Source organism: Cyanobium sp. Copco_Reservoir_LC18 (assembly GCF_009834675.1).
GTDB classification, from domain to species: domain Bacteria; phylum Cyanobacteriota; class Cyanobacteriia; order PCC-6307; family Cyanobiaceae; genus Cyanobium; species Cyanobium minutissimum.
On sequence record NZ_ASAC01000017.1, the window covers coordinates 83,231 to 105,221 of the forward strand.

At 59.4% G+C, this 21,991-nt stretch carries 18 protein-coding genes; 17 read left to right on the top strand and 1 reads right to left on the bottom strand.

What is annotated here, in order from left to right; genetic code table 11:
- The first annotated feature begins 3 nt into the window (after positions 1-3).
- The 7 genes from kdpB (at position 4) to L107_RS10190 (ending at position 6,546) form a co-directional block, all read left to right on the top strand.
- The gene (gene kdpB / locus L107_RS10160; RefSeq protein WP_159818491.1) at positions 4-2,103 is read left to right on the top strand and encodes a potassium-transporting ATPase subunit KdpB; all 2,100 of its coding nucleotides are present in this window, start codon (positions 4-6) and stop codon (positions 2,101-2,103) included.
- Positions 2,104-2,156: 53 nt separating this feature from the next.
- A complete protein-coding gene (locus L107_RS10165) occupies positions 2,157-2,345 on the top strand; it encodes a potassium-transporting ATPase subunit F (RefSeq protein WP_106220382.1) in 189 nt (62 codons plus the stop codon).
- The gene (gene kdpC / locus L107_RS10170) at positions 2,345-2,917 is read left to right on the top strand and encodes a K(+)-transporting ATPase subunit C (RefSeq protein WP_159818493.1); all 573 of its coding nucleotides are present in this window, start codon (positions 2,345-2,347) and stop codon (positions 2,915-2,917) included. Before L107_RS10165 ends, kdpC begins: the two co-directional genes overlap by 1 nt.
- Complete coding sequence (locus L107_RS10175) at positions 2,914-4,008, top strand: sensor histidine kinase KdpD (RefSeq protein WP_159818495.1); 1,095 nt, start codon at positions 2,914-2,916, stop codon at positions 4,006-4,008. Before kdpC ends, L107_RS10175 begins: the two co-directional genes overlap by 4 nt.
- Entirely contained in the window at positions 4,005-5,042 is a 1,038-nt protein-coding gene (locus tag L107_RS10180) for a sensor histidine kinase KdpD (RefSeq protein WP_159818497.1), read from the top strand. Before L107_RS10175 ends, L107_RS10180 begins: the two co-directional genes overlap by 4 nt.
- Complete coding sequence (locus L107_RS10185; protein WP_159818499.1) at positions 5,042-5,668, top strand: response regulator; 627 nt, start codon at positions 5,042-5,044, stop codon at positions 5,666-5,668. The genes L107_RS10180 and L107_RS10185 overlap by 1 nt, the downstream gene beginning before the upstream one ends.
- Positions 5,669-5,769: 101 nt before the next feature.
- Positions 5,770-6,546: a hypothetical protein gene (locus L107_RS10190; protein ID WP_159818501.1), complete on the top strand. Its 777-nt coding sequence runs from the start codon at positions 5,770-5,772 to the stop codon at positions 6,544-6,546.
- On the opposite strand, the gene L107_RS10195 is transcribed toward L107_RS10190, so the two are convergent.
- Positions 6,540-7,964, bottom strand: a complete 1,425-nt coding sequence (locus L107_RS10195; RefSeq protein ID WP_159818503.1) for an undecaprenyl-phosphate glucose phosphotransferase — start codon at positions 7,962-7,964, stop codon at positions 6,540-6,542. The genes L107_RS10190 and L107_RS10195 overlap by 7 nt on opposite strands.
- Before the next feature lie 579 nt (positions 7,965-8,543).
- Here L107_RS10195 and L107_RS10200 point away from each other — a divergent pair.
- From L107_RS10200 to L107_RS10245, 10 genes are all read left to right on the top strand, one after another.
- Complete coding sequence (locus L107_RS10200; protein WP_159818505.1) at positions 8,544-10,823, top strand: polysaccharide biosynthesis tyrosine autokinase; 2,280 nt, start codon at positions 8,544-8,546, stop codon at positions 10,821-10,823.
- 85 nt (positions 10,824-10,908) lie between these two features.
- A complete protein-coding gene (locus L107_RS10205) occupies positions 10,909-12,450 on the top strand; it encodes an O-antigen translocase (RefSeq protein ID WP_159818507.1) in 1,542 nt (513 codons plus the stop codon).
- A 3-nt stretch (positions 12,451-12,453) separates the two neighbouring features.
- The gene (locus L107_RS10210) at positions 12,454-12,939 is read left to right on the top strand and encodes a UDP-N-acetylglucosamine--LPS N-acetylglucosamine transferase (RefSeq protein ID WP_159818509.1); all 486 of its coding nucleotides are present in this window, start codon (positions 12,454-12,456) and stop codon (positions 12,937-12,939) included.
- Complete coding sequence (locus L107_RS10215) at positions 12,936-13,415, top strand: glycosyltransferase (RefSeq protein ID WP_159818511.1); 480 nt, start codon at positions 12,936-12,938, stop codon at positions 13,413-13,415. The genes L107_RS10210 and L107_RS10215 overlap by 4 nt, the downstream gene beginning before the upstream one ends.
- 2 nt (positions 13,416-13,417) lie before the next feature.
- Positions 13,418-15,250, top strand: coding sequence for an asparagine synthase (glutamine-hydrolyzing) (asnB, locus tag L107_RS10220; RefSeq protein WP_159818513.1), 1,833 nt, complete (start codon positions 13,418-13,420; stop codon positions 15,248-15,250).
- A 511-nt stretch (positions 15,251-15,761) separates the two neighbouring features.
- Positions 15,762-16,997 carry a glycosyltransferase gene (locus L107_RS10225; RefSeq protein ID WP_236550621.1) on the top strand — a complete coding sequence of 412 codons (1,236 nt, stop codon included), beginning with the start codon at positions 15,762-15,764 and terminating at the stop codon, positions 16,995-16,997.
- A 379-nt stretch (positions 16,998-17,376) separates the two neighbouring features.
- The gene (locus L107_RS10230; RefSeq protein ID WP_236550624.1) at positions 17,377-18,507 is read left to right on the top strand and encodes a glycosyltransferase family 4 protein; all 1,131 of its coding nucleotides are present in this window, start codon (positions 17,377-17,379) and stop codon (positions 18,505-18,507) included.
- Between the two features lie 1,442 nt (positions 18,508-19,949).
- The gene (locus L107_RS10235; protein ID WP_159818519.1) at positions 19,950-21,077 is read left to right on the top strand and encodes a DUF563 domain-containing protein; all 1,128 of its coding nucleotides are present in this window, start codon (positions 19,950-19,952) and stop codon (positions 21,075-21,077) included.
- Between the two features lie 246 nt (positions 21,078-21,323).
- Positions 21,324-21,491, top strand: a complete 168-nt coding sequence (locus L107_RS10240) for a transposase (RefSeq protein ID WP_159818521.1) — start codon at positions 21,324-21,326, stop codon at positions 21,489-21,491.
- 143 nt (positions 21,492-21,634) lie between these two features.
- A partial coding sequence (locus tag L107_RS10245; protein WP_159818523.1) for an IS3 family transposase occupies positions 21,635-21,991 on the top strand: 357 nt, incomplete at its 3' end.

Consider the following 21,991-nt stretch of genomic DNA (forward strand, 5'->3'; position numbering starts at 1 on the left):
GCCATGACCTCCCTTCCGGCCCGCACCCTCTTCCCCCGCATGCCGCGGGGCCGCCGCGACCAGCGGCGCTACACGCCCCGGCCCCGCCGGAAAGGCCTGGTGCGCCGCGCCGTCCTCGAGGCGTTCGTGAAGCTCGATCCCCGCACCGCAGCGGCCAACCCGGTGATGTTCGTGGTCTGGTGCGGCACGCTCGTCTGCCTGCTGGCCACCGTGAGCCCCGGTCTGTTCGGCGACGGTGCCGAAGACAGCGGCCGGCTGTTCAACGGCCTGGTGAGCCTCACCCTGCTGGCCACGCTGCTGTTCGCCAACTTCGCCGAGGCCCTGGCGGAGGGCCGCGGCAAGGCCCAGGCCGATGCCCTGCGCCGCACCCAGGCCCGCACCCAGGCCCGGCTGCTCGATCCGGCCGGCGGCGAACGGTCCGTGGATTCCTCCAGCCTGCGCAAGGGCGACGTGGTGCTGGTCTCGGCCGGCGACACGATCCCGGCGGACGGGGAGGTGATCGAGGGGGTCGCCTCGGTGGATGAGTCGGCGATCACCGGCGAATCGGCGGCGGTGCTCAAGGAGGCCGGCTCCGACGTGGCCAGCTCGGTGACGGGCGGCACCCGGATCCTCTCCGACCAGCTGACGATCCGCATCAGCGCCGATCCGGGCAAGGGCTTCATCGACCGGATGATCGCCCTGGTGGAGGGGGCCGAGCGCACCAAGACACCCAACGAGATCGCCCTGACGGTGCTGCTGGCGGTGCTGACCCAGGTGTTCCTGATCGCCGTGGCCACCCTGCCGCCCCTGGCCGCCTACCTGGAGGAACCCACCCCGGTGGTGACCCTGGTGGCGCTGCTGGTGGCCCTGATCCCCACCACCATCGGCGGCCTGCTGTCGGCCATCGGCATCGCCGGCATGGACCGGGTGGCCCAGTTCAACGTGATCGCCACCTCGGGCCGGGCCGTGGAGGCCTGCGGCGACATCAACACCCTGGTGCTCGACAAGACCGGCACCATCACCCTCGGCAACCGGCTGGCGGAGGAGTTCCTGCCGGTGGGCGGCCACCGGGAGGCGCAGCTGGCGGAGGTGGCCCTGGCGGCCAGCTGCTTCGACCAGACCCCCGAGGGGCGGTCCATCGTGCGGCTGGCGGAGCAGCGCGGCGCCGTGCTGCCCTTCGCCGCCGAGCAGGCCACGGGTCTCGAGTTCTCGGCCCGCACCCGCATGAGCGGCAGCGACGGCCCCGCCGGGATCGAATTCCGCAAGGGGTCCGTCGACGCCATCAAGGGGTTCGTGCGCTCCCGGGGCGGCAGCGTGCCCGACGATCTCGACGGGGCCTACGAGCAGGTGTCCCGGCTCGGCGGCACCCCCCTGGCGGCCTGCCGGGGCAACGACATCCTGGGGGTGATCTACCTCAAGGACATCATCAAGCCGGGCATCCGGGAGCGCTTCGACCAGCTGCGCCGCATGGGGATCCGCACCGTGATGCTCACCGGCGACAACCCGATCACCGCGGGGGTCATCGCCCGGGAGGCGGGCGTCGACGACTTCATCGCCGAGGCCACCCCCGAGGACAAGATCGCCGTGATCGACCGGGAGCAGAAGCTCGGCAAGCTGGTGGCGATGACCGGCGACGGCTCCAACGACGCCCCGGCCCTGGCCCAGGCGAACGTGGGCGTGGCGATGAACTCGGGCACCCAGGCCGCCAAGGAGGCGGCGAACATGGTGGATCTCGACAGCGATCCCACCAAGCTCATCGACATCGTGACGATCGGCAAGCAGCTGCTGATCACCCGCGGCGCCCTGACCACCTTCTCCCTGGCCAACGACGTGGCCAAGTATTTCGCGATCCTGCCGGCCCTGTTCGCCGGGGTGGGCCTGGGGCCGCTCAACCTGATGGGCCTGGCCAGTCCCCGGTCGGCGATCCTCTCGGCGATGGTGTTCAACGCCCTGATCATCCCGGCCCTGGTGCCCCTGGCCCTGAGGGGGGTGGAGTTCCGGCCCCTCAGTGCCGACCAGCTGCTGCGGCGCAACCTGCTGCTCTACGGCCTGGGGGGCGTGATCACCCCGTTCGTGGGCATCAAGGCGATCGATCTGGCGATCGGCGCCCTGCGCCTCGTCTGAGCCTGCCGCCTCCGCTCCGCTCCATCCCCCTCCTCCGCTGCACTCCCTTCCCGATGGTTCTGCTCAAGCGACCGCTCTTCTGGCTGCCCCTGCTGCTCGCCGCCGGCACCGTGCTGCTCGCCCCGCTGCAGCGGGGTCGCCTGGACAGCCTCCAGAGCCATGCCCTGGCCCTGCTGATCAGCGTCACCCTGGCCCTGTCGGCCTATCTGTTCACCGCCATGGTCCGCCCGGAGAAATTCTGATGAACGCCCTCTCCCGTCTCGGCCAGGGCCTGCGCCTCACCCTGGTGCTCTGGCTGCTCACCGTCGTGGTGATCACCGTGCCGATGCTGGGCCTGGCCCGCGTCGCCGCCCCCCGGCAGGCCGAGGGGAGCCTGGTGCGTGTCGATGGGCGCGTGGTGGGCTCGGCCCTGATCGGCCAGGCCTTCGCGGGCGATCGCTACCTGCAGGGCCGGCCCAGCGCCGTGGCCTATGGCAGCGGCGATCCCCCCGCCTCCGGCCCCAGCAACCTGGCCCCCGGCAACCCCGCCCTGGCCATGCGGGTCGCGGCGGAGGTCGTCGCCTGGGCCGAGCGCGGCGTGGGCCGTCCGGCCGCCGATCTGCTCACCAGCTCCGGGTCGGGGCTCGATCCCGACATCAGCCTGGAGGCGGCTCGCCAGCAGCTGCCGCGGATCGCCGCCGCCCGCCGCCTGCCGATCGACCGGCTGGAGAGCCTGCTGGAGCGCCAGAGCCACCGGCCGCTGCTCGGGCTGGCGCGGCCGCCGCTGGTGAACGTGCTGGCCTTCAACCTCGCCCTGGACGAGCTGGTGCCTTGATCCGCTCCAGCCGCGGCCGGGGCCGCCACAAGGTGTTCATCGGCATGGCCCCGGGGGTGGGCAAGACCTGCCGCATGCTCCAGGAGGGGCGCGAGCTGCTCAAGGAGGGCACCGACGTGGTGATCGGCCTGCTGGAGACCCACGGCCGCCAGGAGACCATCCGCCAGGCCGAAGGGATCGAGCAGGTGCCCCGCAAGCGCCTGCTCTACCAGGGGGTGACCCTGGAGGAGCTGGACGTGGCCGCCGTGCTGGAGCGCCGGCCCCAGCTGGTGCTGGTCGACGAGCTGGCCCACACCAACATCCCCGGCAGCGAACGCAAGAAGCGCTGGCAGGACGTGGAGGCCCTGCTGCTCTCCGGTCTGGATGTGTACTCCACCCTCAACATCCAGCACCTGGAGAGCCTCAACGATCTGGTGGCCGAACTGACCGGGGTGGTGGTGCGCGAGCGGATCCCCAACCGGGTGCTGGAGCAGGCCGACGAGGTGGTCCTGGTGGACGTCACCCCCGAGACCCTCCAGGAGCGGCTGAAGGAAGGCAAGGTCTACGCCCCGGAGAAGGTCCCCCAGGCCCTGGCCAACTTCTTCCAGCGCCGCCATCTGGTGGCCCTGCGGGAGCTGTCGCTGCGGGAGGTGGCCGACCGGGTGGAGGAGGAGGAGCCCACGGCGGCGGGCCTGCGGGAGCGGGTGATGGTGTGCCTGTCGGCCTATCCCAGCGCGACGCGGCTGCTGCGCCGCGCCGCCCGGCTGGCCAGCACCATGGATGCGCCGCTGCTGGCCCTCACCATCCAGGATCCCGGCCGCTTCCTCAGCAAGGAGGAGACCCTGCGGCTCGAAGCCTGCGCCACCCTGTGCCAGGACGTGGGCGGCACCTTCCTGCGCGTCGAGAGCAGCGACGTGCTCGGCAGCATCGCCCGGGTGGCCCGCGAGCGGCGCATCACCCAGATCGTGCTGGGCCAGACGCTGCGCTCCCGCTGGCAGGTGCTGCTGCGCCGGCCGATCTCGGAACGGCTGCAGCAGCAGCTGCGGGGGCTCAGCATCGATCTGCACCTGATCTCGGACACCACGGCGCCGGGCGCCGACACCGAGCCGTGAGCCGGGGGGGCCGTTTCCCGGGGGCGCTCTGGGCGCTCACCGGCCTGATCCTGCTGCTGGAGCTGGCCACGCCGCCCCACATCGTCTTCGGTTATCTGTACGTGATCCCGCTGCTGATCGGCGCCCCCCATCGCGGCCGCCGCGATGCCCTCGCCTTCCTGGCGCTCTGCTGCGGCCTGACCCTGCTGAATCTGGTGGTGCCGGAGCCGGATCCCGACTGGAGGGCGGTGCTGGTGGATCGCTTGCTGGTCTGCCTGGCCCTGACCGTGACCACCTTTCTGTGTCTGCATAACCGCCACCTGCTGCGCCAGCAGGTGGATCTGGAGGTGCGGCTGGCCCAGGCGGATCTGCGCCGGGACATGATCGCCACCCTGGCCCACGACCTCAAGACCCCCGTGCTGGGCACGATCGCCACCGCCCGGATGATGGGGCTGGAGGCCGGGCCGACGGCGGGGGGCCTGCTGGAGCGCGGCATCGGCGCCATCCTCGCCAGCCAGGAGCGCAGCCTGCGGCTGATCGAGGACCTGCTGCGGCTGTTCCGCGCCGACCAGGAGGGCCTGTGGCTGCAGCCGGAGACCTGCGACCTGGGGCGTCTCGCCGCCGAGGCGATCGAGGCCGTGGGTCCGATCGCCCGTGAGCGGGAGGTGAGCCTGATCCAGCGCCAGCCATCCGGGCCGCGCCCCCTCACCCTGCCGGGGGATCCCGGCCGGCTGCGGCGGCTGCTGGAGAACCTGCTGCTCAACGCCATCAACCACAGCCTGAGGGGCGAGCGGGTCTGGCTCGACCTGCAGCGGCAACAGGGCCAGGCGGTGGTCACCGTCAGTGACCGGGGCCGGGGCTTCCCTGACGCCAGCCTGCCGCACCTGTTCGAGCGCTTCTACCAGAGCGATCCGGAACAGCGGGGCAGCGGACTGGGGCTCTACCTGTCGCGCCAGATCGCTGAAGCCCATGGCGGCCGCATCCGGGCCAGCAACCTGCCCGCCGGCGGGGCCAGCATCGAGGTGCGACTGCCGCTGGAGGCACCGCCAGGCTGATGCGGGTGCTGCTGATCGAGGACGACGAGGCTTTCCGGGTGGGGATCGAGGCCTTCCTGCTGCGCCTGCCGGCGGTCACCGCCGTCCGGTCCGTCAGCGACGGCGAGCAGGGCCTGGAGGCCCTCGCGGCGGCCCCGGCCGATGTGGTGGTGCTCGACATCGGCCTGCCCGGGCTGGGGGGGCTGGAGACCTGCCGGCGCATCAGCGCCGACCATGCCCTGCCCGTGCTGGTGCTCACCAGCCAGGACGACGGTCGCTGGGTGCAGCGGCTGTGGGACGCCGGCGCCAGCGGCTATCTCCACAAGGCGGAGGCCCTCGGACAGCTGGAAACGGCCCTGGCCAGCGTCGGACAGGGGGCCAGCTGGTGGGACCGCTCCGCCACCCGGGCCCTGCGCGGCCGGGACGCCCCTGCCGGGACCGACCCGCCGCAGGGCTCCCTGAGCCTGCTGACGCCACGGGAGCGGCAGGTGCTGGCGGCCATGGCCGGCGGTCTCACCAACCGCCAGATCGCCGACCGCCTCGGCCTGGGCACCGGGACGGTGAGGGTGTACCTGCACACCATCTTCCAGAAGCTGCAGGTGAGCAACCGCACCCAGGCGGTGCTGAAGTTCCTGGCGGCGGAGTGATCCCCGGTTCCACCCCACCCGCAGCGGATGCAACGCTTCGCACCGATGGGGTGGCCGCCCGTCGGGCGCTGCCTAATCTCCCGGCAACTCCCCCCCGAGCCATGGCCGTCTCTGTGATGCAGGAACCCAGCGGCGGATCCTCCCTGAAGGTGATCGAGGCCGTGAAGGAAGGCTGGGGGGCCTTCGCCCGGGCCCCCTGGGTGTTCATCGGCTTCACCCTGCTGGCGGGGGTGCTGAGCAGCGTCTGCTCGCTGATCCAGGGCCAGGTGGATCCCGACGAGGCCGCCGCGGTGACGACGGTCCAGGTGGTCCGCCTCGTGGTGGGCTCGATCCTGAGCGTGCTCGTGAGCCTGTGGAGCACCACGGGCCTGGTCCGCGGCGCCTGGAGCGCCCTCTCCGGCGGCAGGCCGGCCCTGGGCACCTTCACCCGCTGGGACGGGGCGGCCAGCTGGCGGCTGTTCCGCAACGGCCTCGCGCTGGGCATCCTGATGGTCGCGATCCTGATGGTGGGGGCCCTGGTGGGGGTCGCCGCCGCCCAGCTCAACCAGATCCTGGCGGTGCTGCCGTTCCTGGCGGCCTTCACGCTGCTGATCTACCTGGCGGTGAACCAGAAGTTCCTGGCCCAGATCGCCCTGCTGCAGGGCCGTGGACCGATCGACTCCATCACCCGGGGCCGCACCCTGCTCGATCCCCAGTGGGGCTCGGTGCTGCTGCTGGCCCTGGTGGAATTCGCCATCGTGCTGGTGGGCCTGCTGGCCTGCTTCGTGGGGCTGCTCGTGGCGGTGCCCGTGGTCCTGTGCACCAGCACGGCCGCCTACCGCCAGGTGTTCGGCAGCGAGGATCTCACCGGCCTGCTGGCGGAGCCGACAGCTCAATAGGCGTTGTCCGAACGCAATCTTAATAGGGTCTTGGCCAAGATCTCGAGATCAAGAAGAAATGACCAGTCTTTAAGGTATTGCAGATCCGCCTCAATTCTATTCCTCATGCTCGACAACTTTGCGGTCTCTCCACGGAATCCCTTCACTTGGGCAAGACCAGTAATGCCAGGCCTCAATTGGTGCCGCTGCATGTATCCAGTGATCAATTTTCTGTATTCTTCATTATGAGCAACGGCATGGGGGCGCGGGCCAACCAGACTCATGGAACCATTGAGAACATTGAAGAGCTGGGGGAGTTCATCCAGGGACCATTTGCGCATGAATTTGCCAATGGGCGTGATCCGAGGATCGTTGCGGTGAGCTTGCTCCAGACCAGTCTGATCCCCCTTTTCCATGACGGTCATGGTGCGGAACTTATAGATCGTGAAGCGCTCGCCTTTCAAGCCATAACGATCCTGGCAAAAAATCACAGGCCCCGGGGAGCTTGACTTCACACAAAGCGCCAAAAGCAACAGCAGTGGAGATAGAAAAAGAATAAGGCCGAGAGCAGCAAAAAAATCAAAGAATCGCTTAATATGAAGTTTTAAGCCAAGGTCTTCATGCCCCCAAAGCTCAATGAGATACATGCATCCAAGCTGTTCAACATTGCACCGCATGCCCGGGTGAACCCACTCTGGAATATAGTAGACGGGCAATGAAGTATTTCCCAAAATAGAAACCAAGCGCTTCATCGATACATGGTTGTCGCTAAGATCAGAGCTACAAAAATGAATCTGATCGGCCTTGTTGCTGCGAAGCCAGCTTTCCAGCATGCTAATGTCGCCAGCAGGAGCAGGCATGCCGGCAGGAAGAGGATTGCCAGCAGGAAAAGAATCCGTGGAAAACCATGCTTTCAGATTCAGTCCTAGGTAAGGCAGCTGCTGCACCTGCCTGAAGAATCGAACCGCGCTAGTTTGACTTCCAAGAAAGATGATATGCTGGCAATTGGCGCCATGACTGCGGAGAAAGCGCAGAATCTTCTGGCTGCCAATGTGGGCGCAAATGAGCAAAGCCCAACCCGAAAGGGCCCAAGTGATAAAGCTTATGCGAGAGAATAGTGAGCTGACTTTAGCAAAGTATGCGATGATGATCAAGGTGACAACGACTTTCAGCCACCCCTCAGTTACTCTGCCCAGCAACGACCAAAGCCGACTCTTTCGATAGCCTTCATAAACCTTGGAATCAGAGAGAAAAAGTGCCGTGAGTAGCACGACTGTCAATAAGGAAGCATGAAATAGAAGGCCATTGGTCTGAAGGTTGCCGTGTAAGTTGGTGTACCAAAACAACTCGCCGGCCAGCAAAGGATCAAAGAGCTTCTGCAGAGCTACATAGTCCTTGCCATTGACTGGCAGATAACGAGTCCACCTAGCTTTCTCCACCTGCTGAGGCAGCGGCGGCTCCCCGCCGGCGCGAGGCCTGGAAGATCGCTGTGGTGCGTATGCCTTAGACACACTCAGCCGGGGGCGGCTCGATAGGCTCATACTTCTTTAAGCCTCACTCATCAAGCACAAAGGTAGACTGGCTGCGCCCTCCAAAAGCCCTGAGGCTGCTTGTTCTTTATTAGATTTTCATTAGTCTTGCCTTAATCCTGCTGACGTGAAGCCTTTGTGCTGCAATTGAGCATCTCTTATCGAAAGGCCGCCGATGGGACCAAAGAACGTAAACAAAGGTGAAGCAAGCCCAGCAATCCATGGCAATGACCTACCGCGCCACAACAGACGACAGGGAAGCTTTGCCAATCTGCAACAAGCAGCTAGGATCTCTTAAAGATGACTGCGCTTGTCTAGAGGAAGATTCACGGATCTCAACCGAAGGCCTTGAACGGGAACAACCAGACAGCTTCGTTACTCAGGCACCATGGGTGAAGGTGAAAAGATCAGCGCTGCTAATTCAACAGTTGCCGTGCTTCTAATTGCAACAGCCTTTGACTCTTTCATCAAGGTCGTAATTATCTGATCATGTCAGATCTTTCCCACAAGCACGACGACCCTGTAGCTGCGGCTCAGCCTTTGCGTCTTGAGAGCGCTTCAGGCGAATTTGTATTGATCCCGCAAAATGTGGAGCCGCAACCGGCTAAGGAAACAGAAGAAAGCATCAATCTGGGCAAGGTACTGGCGATTCTTCGCCGACAGATGCCCCTTGCTTTAGGAGTTCTTGCCACAACGGTGGGCTTGGGAGCTGCGCTGACGCTCTACCAGCGGATTTTCACACCGATCTTTGAGGGAGAGTTCAGCCTTTTGGTGGGAGATCCCGTCAACTCAGTTGTGGAAAGCCAGCCGTCAGATTCCAGCAGCAGCCTCAAAAGTCTTGCTTTGCAATCTGCCAGAGTCCCGACAATTCAAGTCTCTCAGGATCTCATTGATGTGCTCAAGAGCCCCTTACTCATCAAGCCAATCTCCAAGCAGATGGGAATAGAGGAAGATAAGATAGAATCAAATCTGACAATAGAAAGGCGTTGGGGTGATACTTCCAGCGTCTTAGATGTGACACTCAAATGGAGAGATCCAAGTGAAGGCCAGCGCATCCTCACCATGCTGAAGGATAATTACTTAAGCTTTTCTATAACCCAACGTAGAGAGAAGCTGGCCCAAGGTATCAATTATTTGAATGAGCAAGCTCCTGCGTTACAATCCAAGCTTGCTGTTGTTCAAGGGCAACTCTCTGATTTTCGCATAAAAAATGGATTGCTTGATCCTTCCACGGAAGGCGCAGCAATGATCAAGAGGCTAGAAGATCTGGAAGGGCGTCAAGACGAACTGCTTAGAAGGGAGGCTGAGCTCAAAGCCTTGGCACAAGCGGTTCGCGCTGGCAACCTCACCAGCCAGCAGATTCCAGGAGGAGGTCAGATGCTCAGCACGACGACCAGGGCGATAGGAGCAGTCGATGCTCGCCCGGGAACCGGTTTGGATCAACTCCAACTGGACCTGGCTGAGCTCCAAAAGGACTTAGCAGTCGCTGAAGCCACCTTTCAATCGGCATCTCCCGTCGTCCAAAGCCTGAAGGCACGGATCAGTCGTGTGCAGGCACTACTGCAGCAGAGGCAGTTGAATGCCATTGGAGTCACTCTGAAACAGATCACTGGTGAGCAGGCCGAAATTCAACGACAGCGAACAAACCTTCAGAAGAAGTTTGTTGTCAACCCCAAGTTAATCAAAGAAAACGATGCTATCCTGCAGCGTCTTGAAGTGGCGAAAGCCAACCTTGCAGCCTACATCAAAGCGAGAGAAGATATTCGGCTTTTGGTGGCCCAGCGTACGAGTCCTTGGAAAGTGATTTCACCTCCCTCGTTTGAGAGCAAGCTTTCTACCCCAAACGTTGCGAAGAATCTTTTACTCTCACTGATGCTGGGTGTTGGGGCTGGTGCAGGTGCTGCTCTGCTTCGGGATAAGATGGAAAATGTTTTTCACAACTCCCAGGAAGTTGCAGAGGAATTTGGCTTACCTCTTCTTGGTTCCATACCCTTTCTGTCAAGCCTGTCCAACTTCAACCCTGAAGATAACTCAGCAACGAATCCGAAAGAAGAGACGAGGGAGCTTAGGCGGTGGCTTGAGAACCTCTATACCAATATCCGAATGTTGACGAGTGAAGACGACTTCCGCCTCATCGCCATTACTTCTACTATTCAAGGGGAAGGCAAGAGCTCTTTGACTTATCTGTACGCTAATGAGTTAAGCAGTCTTGGCAAGCGCGTTTTGGTGGTTGATGCCAATCCAACTTTACCGACATTACATCATATCTTTGGAGTGGAGAATGGTCATGGATTCTTCAACCTTCTGTCCGATGGCCCCAATAAGCTAACTGATGTTATCCAGTCGCTTAGCAACAATTTGCATTTTCTTGCTGCCGGGTCAACCTCGATAAACGCCATGAACCTTCTATGTTCTGAGAATTTCTCTCACGTAATCGAGCAGATCCGGAACTTTACAGACTATGATTGTGTACTTTTCGATTTACCGCCAGCCTTGGAGCTCAGCGAGCCTCTACTGATGAGCGAGAAACTTGATGCTATTCTTTTTATTGTTAGCCTGGAATATGTTCATCGCGAATTGCCCGAACAAGCATTACAGCGAATCAGATCCACCAGTACAAGCGTATTGGGGCTTGTCACCACTTCGCTTCATTCATTGCCATCATGGTCTAGACCCTCAGTCTTTGAGCGTCTAAAAGTTCTAAAATCTGGTTTTCGCCAACGACAAGGCAGAAAGATGTGGAGGGGTGTGGCTCCGAAAAGCACATGAACGTTATCAGGCTGAATGTAGACATCGAAGAGCTAGGTGAGTTGACTGACCCTGGTGAATGGTCATAGCCATGAATCGCCCAGCAGTGCCTGATACTGACCCTTCGACCGCAAACCATCCTGCTGCCGATAAAGATTCGAAGGTTGGCTTTCGAAATATCCTCAAGTCGTCGGCGCTGATCGGTGCCTCCACCATCATCAATGTGGGCGTAGGAGCGTTGCGAACGAAAGCCTTGGCGGTGCTGCTAGGGCCCAGTGGCATCGGCCTGATGGGGGCTTTCGGGATGATTCTGGATCTTGCCCGCAGTTTGGCTGAACTGGGCATTACGTCCAGTGGTGTCCGCCAGATCGCCGAAGCGGAGAGTTCAGGCGACGAGAGGCGTCTGTCCATCACGGCCCTCGTCCTGCGACGATCAGCTCTCTGTTGTGGGGTGCTCGGTGCCCTCGTCCTTTGGGCCTCCTCCGGTGCGGTTTCAAGGCTCACCTTTGGGAGCGAAGAGCACGCCACTTCGATTTCGATTCTCTCCTTCGCCCTGCTCCTGAGTGTGGTGGCTGGTGGGCAGGGCGCCCTGCTGCAAGGCACACGGAGGATGAAGGCCTTAGCCAGTGTGTCGGTCTACGGGGCGCTGCTGGGGACCACGGCCTCCGTATCGATCATCTACTACCTGCGAGCGCAGGGCATCGTGCCATCGCTGGTTGCTTCTGCGATCGCTTCCATTGTGCTTTCTTGGTGGTTCGTACGAAAGGTGTTGACCGTTGATGTGGTGCTCCAGCCTGGGGAAGCCGCCCGCGAGGCGGCGATGCTGTTCAAGCTGGGGCTAGCGTTTCTGGCCAGCGGCCTGTTGATGACCGGTGCCACCTTCGCGGTGCGCACGTTCGTCATTCGCACACTAGGGCTCGAAGCTGCGGGCGTTTATCAGGCCGCGTGGACACTGGGTGGGCTCTATGTCGGCTTCGTCCTGCAGGCCCTCGGTATGGACTTTTATCCGCGCCTGGTCGGTGTCGCCAATGACCACCATGCCTGTAATGCCATGGTGAACGAGCAGACACAGGCGAGTCTTCTGATGGCGGCCCCCGGTATCCTCGCCACCATCACCTTTGCTCCGCTGGTGGTCGCACTCTTTTACAGCGCCAAGTTTGTGGGCGCGGTTGTTTTGCTGCGATGGTTCTGCCTGGGGATGGCCCTGCGCGTGATCACCTGGCCGATGGGATTCATCATCGTGGCCAAGAACAAGCAGCTCGTCTACTTTGCCGTTGAGGCCGCGTGGGCCACCTTCAACATCGGCGCCACCTGGTGGGGACTGCGAGTCTTCGGACTCGAAGGCGCCGGCATCGCCTTCATGCTGTCGTATGTGTTCCACGCCCTGATCATCTACCCGACCGTCCGTGCCATGACCGGTTTCCGGTGGTCAGGCGATAACCTGCGAACTGGTTCCACGTTCTTGCTGGGGGCCACTGCGCTGCTGGTTACGCAGCGCGTGCTACCACCTTGGCCGGCCCTTGGCTTCGGTGCCTGTCTTACTTTGGCGAGCCTGTGGTACTGCGTACGAACATTGGCTAGATTGAGTGCGGCCAAGGGCACTTTACCGGCGTTTCGTCGGCTCCTTCGTATCGGCGGGCCAAGGTGACGCATGCGGACTCACACAACCGTTTCCAAACCCGCCAAGACCACGAAGGTCCTCGCTCTTTCTTCCGGTGGCGGCCACCGGGTGCAGTTGCTACGCCTGCGCCCTGCCTTCGCCAACTGCAATGTGGTGTTCGCCACCTCCAAGCCAGGCTACAGAGCCGACATCGGGCCCGACGCGGAATTCCGCCTTATCCCCAGCGCCAACCGCTGGGACAAGCTGGCTCTCCTCCGTGTGCTCTACGCCATTGTTCGCCTCATCTGGTGCGAGAAGCCAGACATCGTGATCTCCACCGGTGCCGCTCCCGGTTATTTCGCGATCCGCATCGGCAACTTATTCGGCGCCCGTACCATCTGGGTGGACAGCATCGCCAACAGCGATGAACTTTCTCTCTCCTGCCGGCTGGCCGGGCCACACGCCGGGCTCTGGCTCACACAATGGGCGCACCTGGCGCAACCCAATGGCCCTTACTACCGGGGCAGTGTGCTGTGATCTTCGTCACCGTCGGCACCGACATGGCCTTCAACCGCCTGGTCCGCACTGTGGACGAATGGGCACTGGCCAGCGGCCGCCAGGACGTCTTCGCTCAGATCGGCGAAACCGACTGGCAACCGGCGCATGTCGCTTGGAGCAAATTCCTGGAGCCGCCCGAATTCGCTCGGCGGTTTGCCGAGGCAGACGTCGTGGTGGCCCATGCGGGAATGGGCACCATCCTCTCAGCGCTTCAGTGGGAGAAGCCCATCCTGGTCATGCCGCGTCGTGCCACTCAGGGGGAGCAACGCAATGAGCACCAGCTGGCGACGGCCCGGCATCTTTCGAAGTTGGGAAAGATCAACGTCGCCATGGATGAGAACGAGCTGCGAGCCATGTTGGATGGCCTAGATCAGCTCCTCCCCCGAGAGAAGATCGGCGCCTATGCGAGCGATTCGCTGATCATCGCGCTCCGGGACTTCATCGAGAGAGGCTGACGATGTGCGGGATCGTGGGAATTCGCAGGTTCGACGGCTCCAATGTCGACACGGAACTGCTGCGCGCCATGACGTCTCGCCTCACGCACCGTGGCCCGAATGCCGAGGGATACTGGAGTAATGGACCGATCGGCTTCGGCCATCGGCGTCTGTCGATCATCGACCTTGCCGGCTCCAGCCAGCCCATGGCCTCAGCTGATGGCGTCCGCCACCTGACGTTCAACGGCGAAATCCTGAACTACCGCGACCTGCGCAGGCGCTTCAGCTACCCGTACCAGAGCGACGGGGACACCGAGACGATCCTGGCCTGCTACGCGGCGCGCGGCGCGGCCGGCCTGGCGGTGCTGGAGGGGCAGTTCGCCCTCGGCCTGCATGATGCGTGCGATGGATCTCTCTGGCTCGCCCGCGACCGAGTGGGCATCCTCCCCCTCTATTACTACGTCGACGCCAACTTCCTGGCCTTTGCCTCGGAGATCAAGGCACTGCTGCCGGCCCTTCCTGCCTTCAGGGTGGACAGCTGCAGCCTCGACGCCTACCTGAGGCAGCGGGCCGTACCGGCCCCCTACACGCTCTTCGAAGGCATCCGGAAACTGCCGCCTGCACACCTGCTGCGGGTGGGAGAACGGGGCATCGAGCAGCCGCGGCGTTACTGGCACTTCCCAGCGCCGAACCACCGGCCACCCTCTCCGAAGGAGGCGGTCGAACAGGTTGCCACCACGCTGAGGGAGGCGGTTGCCACGGCCCTAGTCGCCGATGTGCCTGTCGGCGCCTACCTAAGCGGCGGCGTCGACTCAAGCCTCATCGTGGCGATCATGAGCGAGCTGCGCCAGAGCAGAGGGGTCCAGACGTTTTCGGCGGGGTTCGGCGATCCGCGCTACGACGAGTTCCCCTATGCCAGGCAGGTGAGCCAATTGCTGGGTACGGAGCACCATGAGGTGTCCGTGACTCCGGACGACTTCCGCGCTCTGTGGCACCGGCTCACCTGGCACCGTGATGCACCGATCTCGGAACCTGCGGACATCGCCGTCTTCCGGCTCGCGGAACTCGCTCGCCGCAGCGTCACTGTCGTGCTGTCGGGCGAAGGGAGCGATGAGATGTTCGGTGGCTATCCGAAACACCGCTTCGCCAAGGTTTCTTCCCTTGCAGGTGTGCTGCCAGCCAAGCTACGCTCTGCAATGCAGAGAGCGATTGAGTGGCGCCTGCCCCCTGCGGCCACCCGCCTGCGCATTGCCTTGCGAGCTCTCGCCGAGCCTGACGAAACCAGTCGCTTCCGCGGCTGGTTCTCTCCTTTCACGACCGCCGAGCGCCATGCGATGTTGTTGGCAGGCACGCGCCCCCCGGATGCGAGCTGGTTGCAGGAGCCAGCTGGGGATGCTCTGCACAGGATGCTCCTCTTCGACATGCAGAGCTGGTTGCCCGACAACCTGCTGGAACGGGGAGACCGGATGTCGATGGCGGCATCGCTGGAATTGCGACCGCCGTTCCTCGACAGGAGGATGCTGGAACTCGCCTTCTCGCTGCCTTCCAGCCTGAAAGTGCACAAGAGCACTTCCAAATGGCTCATCAAGCAGGTGGCGCTGCGCTATCTGCCGGAGAGCATCGTGAATCGTCGCAAGGTTGGGTTCCGGGTGCCGCTGGATGACTGGTTCCGCGATGGGCTCGAGGCCTTTGCCTGGGACTCGCTGACGTCGCAGGCCTCCTTCGCCAGCACGGTGTTCGATCGCGCGCTGGTGCGGCAGTTGCTCGAGCGCCACCGCAGCGGGCGCGTCAACGAGGAGACCCGCATCTGGACGCTGCTGTGTCTAGAAGTCTGGTATCAGGAGTTCTTCGGGTGAGGCGTGATGATTGAGCAACGAACACATGGGAAATGAGTCACAGCACACTTCAGTCCATCGCAGCAGGCGATTGACGCGCACAGATCAGAGTGCCGCGTCTCGACAGACGCCCGCCACTCCCCCTCACAGCCAGGAAATAGCAACGGTTCTGAACGGGAAACCAGGGATTGAACAAGCCAAAATCCTTCTGAGCCTGGCTGCCGGGGCCGACCACATGGCTGCACCCATGACCAAGCGACTGACTGTCTCTTTGCAATCGGCTGCCCGTTCCGCAGGAGTTGGCAAACCCGTTATCAGAGGTCGAATGACCACGATGAGCAACGAGAGTGGGTCGTAAGCTGCGAATTAGGCAAGGATGCATGGTGAACGCCTAACTCAAGATGATCGACTAACCTGGCAGAGGCCAGCTCTATGACAACAAGGGGCTGAGGCGCTTGCCTCTGCACGGTCTCCAAAAAGAGAATGGCGACTGTGCCCCGTGGAGCGTGTCAAGCAACCCATGTTTACCAACATGGCCAAAACTCTGAGCATCAGCGGTATCATGGACAATCAATCACCAAAGTGTGTGGTGACAACCAGAATGAGCTTCCAAATCCCTATCGTCAGCTTTGTTGTTCCATGCTACAAACTCGCCGACTTTCTCCCAGAGTGCATTAACTCTATTCTTAGTCAGTCATTCTCCAGTCTTGAAGTCTTGATCATGGACGACTGCTCTCCAGATCACACGTCAGATGTTGCAAGAAGCTTCAGCGATCCGCGAATAAACTACATCAGGAATGATCATAACCTCGGAGCTCTTCGGAATTACAACAAGGGAATCCAGCTCTGTCGGGGCAAATACATTTGGCTCATTTCTGCTGATGACTACCTTCGGCGTCCTTATATCTTAGAACGCTATGTTAAGCTAATGGAAACGCATCAGACTGTTGGCTACTCGTTTTGCCCTGGATACCGGGTTAGCGATGGCCAAGAAACAGGATTACTTCAGGGTTCAACCTATGGTCGCAGAAACCGCGTGGTCAGTGGCCACAAGTTCCTAAAAAGAGTCCTTGACTGTTGTTTCATCTTATCACCTTCAGTATTAGCGAGAAGAGAATGCTATGAGGCAATCAGCATGTTTCCCTTAGACGTCACCTGGGCAGGTGAGCCTGTTGACTTGATTTGGGGTGGCGACTGGTATCTATGGTGCATGTTTGCCTTGCATTATGATGTTGCATACTTTGCAGAGCCAATGGTATGCTATCGGGAACACGATCAAAGCTATACTACTCTAGTGACAAGCGAATCAACGCTGAATTGCGTTCGAGCTGATATCGCAGTCCCTTGGATGATAAAGAAATGTGCCGACGACAAGGGAATGCACGATGTCACAAGGATTTGCTTGAAAGCGATCGCCAAGGAGTACGCAAGACATCTTTCAGGAAAATTGTATCGCAGTGCAACATCCACTATAACTCTTCAAGACTTTAAAGAGTCACTGAAGGCTAACATTGGGACGGAAGCAGAGAAGGTCTGGATCGGCGACCATGCTCTAAGCATCTTTTACACAAACAAAGCGGATACTCACTACGAACGTGAGGATTTTCAAACTGCGCGCGCACTCTACAGCATTGCTCTCCGGCATGATCCCCATTACGCAAGAGCGAAACTAAAGCTAACCCTATTATCCTTAGGTAAAGTCGGAGACTACATAAGACAGTTCTTGGTGTTTATCAGGCACCGGCGGGAGCGCAGGAAGCAAAGATGACTTTCTTTCCCTTTTTAAGAATTTCCTTTTCAAGTCACACCTCAGAATGCTAAGCCGTAGGTTACCGCGCAAGCCAAATGAACTGTTCTGACCCAAAGAAGTCCGTCTCGCGATCACCCTCATCGCAGGCACCATTCGTCGCAATCAACGACTTTTGCACGGAAACCGGAAGCAATCTGACGCGAGCCTTGATGACTCATAGCACGTGCAGCACTCTTACTCAGGATTTTCGAAGGGGAGATGGAATACCTGACTTAGGAAAGAGGCCGGACAGCCAGACACAGTTGGTGGATTCGGACTTCATCTATAGTGTTGACGTTCCCACTGTCGAATGAAGATTTTATTTGTCTCACATAGCTTTCGCTCAGGAGGTGCCGAAATGTATCTTGAGCGTCTCATCAGGCACTGCCATGCGCAGGGTCACGACTGTTTGCTTGTCGGACCGAGCGACGGACCCAATCCCCGTGGAACCGATGCCTTGTGCGCACCGGTCGTACGGATCCGCTTTGGCGACGCGCATTTATCTGGCAATACAACACTGGGGAAATACCTTCGAGTGGTGGGAAAGATCCTTTTGAATGTCTGGTCTATCGGGAGAGTGATCCGTCAAAACCATCCCGATGTAGTCTTCAGCAATACTTCCGCTGTGATCACCGGCGGAATTGCTGCAAGACTTTATGGTGTCCCGCACGTCTGGCACATTCACGAGAACCTCGACACCTTTCAGTTGAGTTTTATTCTCCCAACCAGTCTCATGACAAGGGCCATCGCTGTTCTTTCAGACAGGGTTCTGTTTGTTTCGAGACTGTCGATGACTTCCGTGTTTCCTCAAGGGAACGTTAAGGCAGTCGTCATCCATAACGGCGTTCCTATCCCGCCCGCCAGCGAGATAGAGTCGAGGACGGTACACACTGCTGCCAGTGCTGGTAAAAGGCGTATTGGATTCTTCGGTTCTTCGGATCACCGGAAAGGGGTAGACGTGCTAATACGCGCCGTGAGTCTCGTTAAACAGCGCTTCCCGGATGTCGTCCTTGATGTCTGGGGTCGCATCTATAATGAGCATTCTGAGTCCTTACGCGATCTGACACTGGCGCACTGTGTGTCACAGAATGTGAGGTTTCAGGGCTTCTGCGAGGACGCCTCACAATGCATGAGCGACTACGAACTGATTGCAATTCCGTCACGCGCGGAATCATTCAGCCTCGTGGCATTGGAGGCAATGGCAGCGGCGGTCCCGCTAGTCGTAACGCGATGTGGTGGCCCAGAAGAGTTTGTAGTCGATGGCGTGGATGGCTGGGTCGTGCCGGTAGAAGATTGCCAAGCCCTCGCAGATGCAATAGAGACCAGCTTCGCGCGTCCGCAGCAATCACTCGAAATGGCTCAACGCGCGCGACATAAAGTTGTACGCGAATTTGCTCTCATTGAGAAGCTTGAGGCGATTTTAGAGCAGTTGCGGTCAGTGTCTGGTCACCTGAAGGCGTCTCAACCTCTAGAGGGATTAAGGCGCTAGCCCCTCATAGGAAATGGCTAGCTTTTGTTGGGCAGACTGGGGCCCCAACATCAGAAATTGAGAACGGGAAGAACAGGTCTCATTCTCAATGTATGCCTCATGGCGAGTTTTGCTCCCCAGTCAGCTGTGCGGACTTACAGGGCCATACCTCAGGAAAAGTGGGCTATTATGCTCTTGGGAGGTTACCAGCCGATACTGTAAGCACGGAAGAATACCACTTAATATCTGAAATTAAGCCACATCCTCCTGCACCAAGATGTCGGGGAAACAGTGTCTTGGGCCTGAACAGCTGATTTTGATATCCTCTGCCATGAGCTGTAGCCCAAAGGTCGACGAGGGGGGTTGTGAGGTTCCCCGGATTTCTTTGACACCGATCAAGAGTTCTCAGGGGTGAGTGTGCGGACAGCGATGTACTCCTGCTTATTGTCTATCGGCCTGAGGTGTCCTACCACAATCTGGTGTAGGGGCCGCAGCAATCAGGTCAGCCGTGAGCACAGGGTGGTCATGACCGGCCAGTATGCGACGTTCACGAGCATCAAAGCAGTTGAGATTTCTTACCCACTCAAGCTCCATTTGGGGCTTTCCCGATCTGCTGGAACAGCTCAGCCTCTTGGGCCTGGTTCTCATCCTTGACCTGCATCTGCTTCCCCCGCATAAACAGGTCGCTGGCGGCCTCCAGGAGCTGCTACTTCCAGCGGCTCTCCTGGAACGAGTGAACCGCGCGTGGTCAGCGGCAATTTCGTGAAGCGTCTTGCGACCGCGGATCGCCTCCAGGGCTACCTTTGCCTTGAACTCAGGACTATGGGTGCGTGATTTGCTCATCGGTGGAAGCCCCCACGCGGGGGCTGTTACCTGCAACACAGATTAACAAGGGGTCCTGTAGCGAAAACCCAGTCAACCTCAATAGATTCTTTCAGTCGCTTGTCACTACTCTCATACTCGTCGTAAACGACAGGCTACAATGAGAATGAATCGTCTCAATAAATCAAGACAGAGTGCTTTCTGGAGCACGCTGTGCCAACTTCCCACAGACACGGGCCGCAACTCAGACCCAACATCAATTTCATCATCACTGATACCGACAGCAACTGTCATTCAGATTATGGCCATGGTCGCAGGCATCCACCCTCTCGCTTGCTACGAGCTTGTGCAAGGATACCCCCTTGAAACCCCTATAGCTTGAAACCCCGATAGATACAACCAGGCCACACCACCCCTGCCACTCAAGACATCTTCTGGACATTAGTACAGCGGACCACATGATCACACTCACGCAGAAAAGCCGATTCAGGCATGTAGGAAATCAATCACCATCTGGTAGGAATCGCTTCGCAACAGCCCTGTCTAATCGTTAGCGCGATCTACTAACTCGTTGGCAGGAGCAACTGCAACATCACACTTCAATAGATCTCTCTAGAAATCAGATTCTAAGTGGCCACACTATGCTTGAAAAATCAGATCCTTTATGTGAAACGTACACCAACGCCATTGCTAGCAGCACATTGATTCAACCGCCTCCAAATGGGTGGATTTCAGGGTGCTTGTATGACAACGATGGAATGATCATTCCTCTATCACAACGTTTCGGCGGGTTCTATGGAGATTTCTTTCCGAATAAAGACCCCGCCACAATAGAGACTGATGATTTAGCGAATTTGCCGATTATCCAAGGGAGATCTGTCTATCTTGGTCATTTCATGCCCCATTATGGACATTTTCTACTAGAAACATTATCAACCTTTTGGACAAACAGGGCGTTCCGTTCCTTTGATTATTTTATTTTCCATTTATTTGCCTTTGGCGATCATTTACCTTCCTATTGTAAAGACGCTTTCCAGGCATTCGGCATACCATTAAATAAGATACGGATTATAAAGACAAAGACTCTGCTAACGGATGTCACGATCCCAGAGCGCTTAGTAAGTCTGAATAAGTCAGCCAATATTGCAGCCAGAGACATCTACCGCTATTTAATTGATAAGTACGCTTCAAGCGACTATGGGCCTACTAGCAACTTCTATTACATTTCGCGCGTCCACATGAGCCTAAAGACTGGTGAAAGAGCCATTTTAAACGAACCCATCATTGAGCACAGTCTAAAGAAGATGGGCTTTTTGACGATCTACCCAGAGTTGTTAAGCTTTCCAGAACAAGTATCTCTCTTTCATCACGCAGATGTTGTTTGTGGTCTTTCAGGTTCCGCTCTGCATAACTGCTTATTCATGCGCCCAAAAACGCTTCTCATCGAAATCGCGGATCTGCGCTCAAAAGATGAAGTACATCCCATGCAGGACATCTGCAACGAACTCAGTGATATCATATATCACATTGTTCCATTTTCGGGCCACAGTCTACACAAGGAGAAACAGATCGGCATCATAAACAATTCGCAACTCGCCTCGAAGATTGATTCCGTACTAAAGCAGCATCAGCTCAAAGGAGAGTTATCTCATACACCCCTCTCGTACACAGCTTTGCTTAGACTCAGCTTTATAAGCGCTTTGGTTTTATCAAAAGTCATTCTGCGGCTCATCAAGTGGTGGATAATTCGGAACATCTCAGCAAAGTAGGGTAAAGTCAGTCGGAGGCTGAAAATTGGGCAGGAATCACCAGAAGATACTCACTCTGAAACTCAGACCAAGCAGGATATGGGGGTTGGCTCGAATAAATCTTAATGATTTCACTTAGCGTTCCCATTAGTATAATAGTAGGGCTGGCTATTGACCAGATAACAAGGAAGAAGTGACGTGGCCCCCCAAGACCGGTCCAGGGTGAATGAGAGTCCTCATCCGGCCAGGCTGGGCCGGGGACTCACCATGAAAAGCACCAGGCACACCGCGGAACAGATCATCCGCAAGCTCAAGACCGCCGAGCAGCTGATCGCCCAGGGCAAGACCGTCGCCGACGTCTGCCGGGTCATCGAGGTGACGCAGCCGACCTACCACCGCTGGCGCCAGCAGTACGGCGGCATGCAGGCCGAGTAGGCCCGGCGCCTGACCCAGCTGGGGAAGGAGAACGCCCGTCTCAAGAAGCTGCTGGCAGAGGCGGAGCTGGAGAAGGCCATGCTCAAGGACCTCGCCGAGGGAAACTTCTGAGCCCGGAACGCCGCCGCAGGGCTGTGGTGGTCATGGAGGAGCGTTACCGGGCTTCTGAGCGCCTCGTATGCCGGGTGGTGGGCCAGCACCGCAGCACCCAGCGCCATGGCGGCAAGGTCATCGACCTGCAGGAGGCCAAGCTCAGGAATCGCCTACGGGAGATCGCCTCTGAGCACATCCGCTGGGGTCGCCGCATGGCCTACCGGCTGCTCAGGCGGGAGGGCTGGACGGTGAACCACAAGCGGGTGCAACGGCTATGGCGGGAAGAAGGCCTGCAACGGCCCACTCCCAGGAAGCGCAAGCGGGCCCGGCCCGCCGACGGCTCAGTGCGGCGCCACCGGGCCGAGCATCCCCACCAGGTGTGGGCCATGGACTTCCAGTTCGACGCC

What these genes read in the sequence shown, in the direction of transcription:
- kdpB (WP_159818491.1), top strand. Translation starts at nt 4, where the DNA reads ATGACCTCCCTTCCGGCCCGCACCCTCTTCCCCCGCATGCCGCGGGGC.
- L107_RS10165 (WP_106220382.1), top strand. Translation starts at nt 2,157, where the DNA reads ATGGTTCTGCTCAAGCGACCGCTCTTCTGGCTGCCCCTGCTGCTCGCC.
- kdpC (WP_159818493.1), top strand. Translation starts at nt 2,345, where the DNA reads ATGAACGCCCTCTCCCGTCTCGGCCAGGGCCTGCGCCTCACCCTGGTG.
- L107_RS10185 (WP_159818499.1), top strand. Translation starts at nt 5,042, where the DNA reads ATGCGGGTGCTGCTGATCGAGGACGACGAGGCTTTCCGGGTGGGGATC.
- L107_RS10190 (WP_159818501.1), top strand. Translation starts at nt 5,770, where the DNA reads ATGGCCGTCTCTGTGATGCAGGAACCCAGCGGCGGATCCTCCCTGAAG.
- L107_RS10200 (WP_159818505.1), top strand. Translation starts at nt 8,544, where the DNA reads ATGTCAGATCTTTCCCACAAGCACGACGACCCTGTAGCTGCGGCTCAG.
- L107_RS10210 (WP_159818509.1), top strand. Translation starts at nt 12,454, where the DNA reads ATGCGGACTCACACAACCGTTTCCAAACCCGCCAAGACCACGAAGGTC.
- asnB (WP_159818513.1), top strand. Translation starts at nt 13,418, where the DNA reads ATGTGCGGGATCGTGGGAATTCGCAGGTTCGACGGCTCCAATGTCGAC.
- L107_RS10225 (WP_236550621.1), top strand. Translation starts at nt 15,762, where the DNA reads ATGGCCAAAACTCTGAGCATCAGCGGTATCATGGACAATCAATCACCA.
- L107_RS10230 (WP_236550624.1), top strand. Translation starts at nt 17,377, where the DNA reads ATGTATCTTGAGCGTCTCATCAGGCACTGCCATGCGCAGGGTCACGAC.
- L107_RS10235 (WP_159818519.1), top strand. Translation starts at nt 19,950, where the DNA reads ATGCTTGAAAAATCAGATCCTTTATGTGAAACGTACACCAACGCCATT.
- L107_RS10240 (WP_159818521.1), top strand. Translation starts at nt 21,324, where the DNA reads ATGAAAAGCACCAGGCACACCGCGGAACAGATCATCCGCAAGCTCAAG.